This window comes from Wolbachia pipientis, from assembly GCF_023661085.1.
Taxonomy (GTDB): domain Bacteria; phylum Pseudomonadota; class Alphaproteobacteria; order Rickettsiales; family Anaplasmataceae; genus Wolbachia.
This window is the reverse complement of sequence record NZ_JAHDJT010000153.1, coordinates 1-2,338: the sequence shown is the minus strand read 5'-3', so window position 1 is coordinate 2,338 and position 2,338 is coordinate 1. Positions and strand designations below refer to the sequence as shown.

Here is a 2,338-nt window from a genome sequence, read left to right as displayed (position 1 = left end):
TATCGTTTATTGACTCCTCAATTTCTGCCAACTTTACTCTCAGTGGATCGTTTTTATCTTTTACCTTTATCCAGTTGGAAATGATTCTTTTAAAGAATGTACTCTTATTATAGTCAATAACAGCAATAGTCTTTTCAAAAGATAATTTTAACTCATATAAAGTATCTACTTCTTTTAAACTTTCCAATTCACTCACTGCATTCTCTATCTCTGGATCGTCAAGCTCTGATATTAAAGGCTTTATTGAATTTATATGATTATCAAATCTTGCTTCTTGTAATAACGAATTCTTCATTTTAACCACAAGTAACAGCAATTTTGCGAGATTCTTATGCCTTGAGCTACCATCACCTTGCTCACATTGAGTGTGCAGGTTTCTCTTTAGTTCAAACATCTTTTTTTCTATTCTAGATTGATTAACCTCAAGCAACATCTTGAGCTCATCTATGTTTTCTGTCAAAACCTTGATATTGTTTTCGCTTTCTTGCTGATTTATTTTTAAAAATACTATGTTATTTATTGTAATATAGCTGACAAATAATAACACAATTAAGAACCAGCCTATGCATTTTTGCTGAGTATCATTCATACCGTAGTATCTCCGCAGGATCTTGCGCAGCTGCTTGTAATGCAGGAGCAATTGTTGCTAAAAATGATAGAAATAATGCAAGTGCAGAAATATTCACTACCTCTTGGGGAACTAATATCACTGGCAAGCTTGAAAAAAAGTATATCATAGGATCAAACAATTTAACGTTAGTGATGCTTTCTAAAAACACTCTAATATTTTCAATATTGAGAGAAAAAACAACACCTATAGTACAGCCAAGACAAGTTCCTATAAAACCAATCAGTAGCCCACAAGTGCAAAATATGCGCATAATGCTTCCACTTGTTGCACCAAATGTACGCATGATTGCAATTGCAGATTTCTTTTCTTGCACTATCATCATTAAATTTGAGACAATATTGAATGCTGCTACAATTATAATCAAAGTGAGAATTAAAAACATCACATTTCTTTCAGTCTTTAAAGCATTAAAATAGTGGCTTTGTTGTAATTGCCAACTTTCGGCTTCCATTTCTGTTTCTTTTTCTATAGCATTTGCTAGCTCATTAGCCTTAGTAATGTCATCTACAAATACCTCTATGTTTCTTATACTGTCTTTATAATTAAAAAAAGCCTGTGCTGATTTTATGGGCATATACATTAAAGTATTATCATACTCAAACATACCCATATCAAATATTGCGACAACTTCATATTCTTTCATTCTCGGCATTTCATCAAACAATGCATCAAATCCCTCAGGTGATATAAGCACAATTTTATTGCCACAGTCAATGTTCAAAGCTTCTGCTAATCGCGCCCCTATTATCACCCCTTCATCAAATTTTTTTACATTACCCACAATTACATTATTTGTAACAGTAGTATTATTAAATAAGTCTTTGACTGATACGCCTCGCACTACGCTACCTGTAATTTTACCATTTGCTGCAATGATAACTTGGTCACTGGTCATAGGAGTTGCTTTCAATACACCTGGAATCTTCTCAATAGATTTTGATACTGCATGATAATCTGAATTTACGTTCCTATCGAAATAAACGTTAACATGGCCATCAATGCCAAGTATTGAGTCAAGCAACTTTGCCCTAAATCCGTTCATTACAGACATCACTACTATTAGCGTTGCAACTCCAAGAGCAATGCCAATAATAGAAAACAAAGTCATGATAGAGCAAAACCTGGCATTTTTTGCTCGCAAATAGCGAACAGCCATAGTAACTTCAAAGGCAATGGACATTACAAAATATTTTGAAGTTAAACATTATACTCCTGAGATTTCATATAATTGTAGACTTTTCTTCACTTAAAAACTAGAGATTTTTATTTCTTGAAATTTAAAATGCTCATAGAGTATCTCTAGATCCTGCTTACGGTAGCTATAAGAAATTCACTGAAAAAGGCAAAAGAAGCTCTGGTCGGTGTTTATGTTAGTAACTTGGCGTTAATGCCTTATACGCTTGACAAGTAGCTGACCTTGGGATTGTAAATACCCATAATTTATGATAAGGGAAACGTAAAAACTTGTCAAGCAATTTTTTTGTGAAAGAAACGAGATTGGTTAAATTTTTAACTAATTAAAGAAAAGGCAAAGAAGCTCTGGTCAGTATTTATTTTCAGTATTGGCGTTTTTATGCTTTAAACGCTGCAATTTAGCTGCTTTTAAGCGCAACTAGTCTAAGCTATAATATTTAAGAAATTTACCAAACAGAGAAAAAAGACAATAAAACTCCGAGGTAGCTAGTTATTCCACTCTCTATTTTAAAA

The 2,338-nt window shown here is 33.0% G+C and carries 2 protein-coding genes; both read right to left on the bottom strand.

Features of this window, described 5'->3' with window-relative positions:
* The coding region (locus tag DM84_RS05770; protein WP_250779032.1) for a hypothetical protein at positions 1 to 589 on the bottom strand (589 nt) is incomplete at its 3' end.
* Positions 582 to 1,811, bottom strand: a complete 1,230-nt coding sequence (locus DM84_RS05765) for a lipoprotein-releasing ABC transporter permease subunit (RefSeq protein ID WP_250779031.1) — start codon at positions 1,809 to 1,811, stop codon at positions 582 to 584. The genes DM84_RS05770 and DM84_RS05765, both read right to left, overlap by 8 nt.
* Positions 1,812 to 2,338 lie beyond the last annotated feature (527 nt).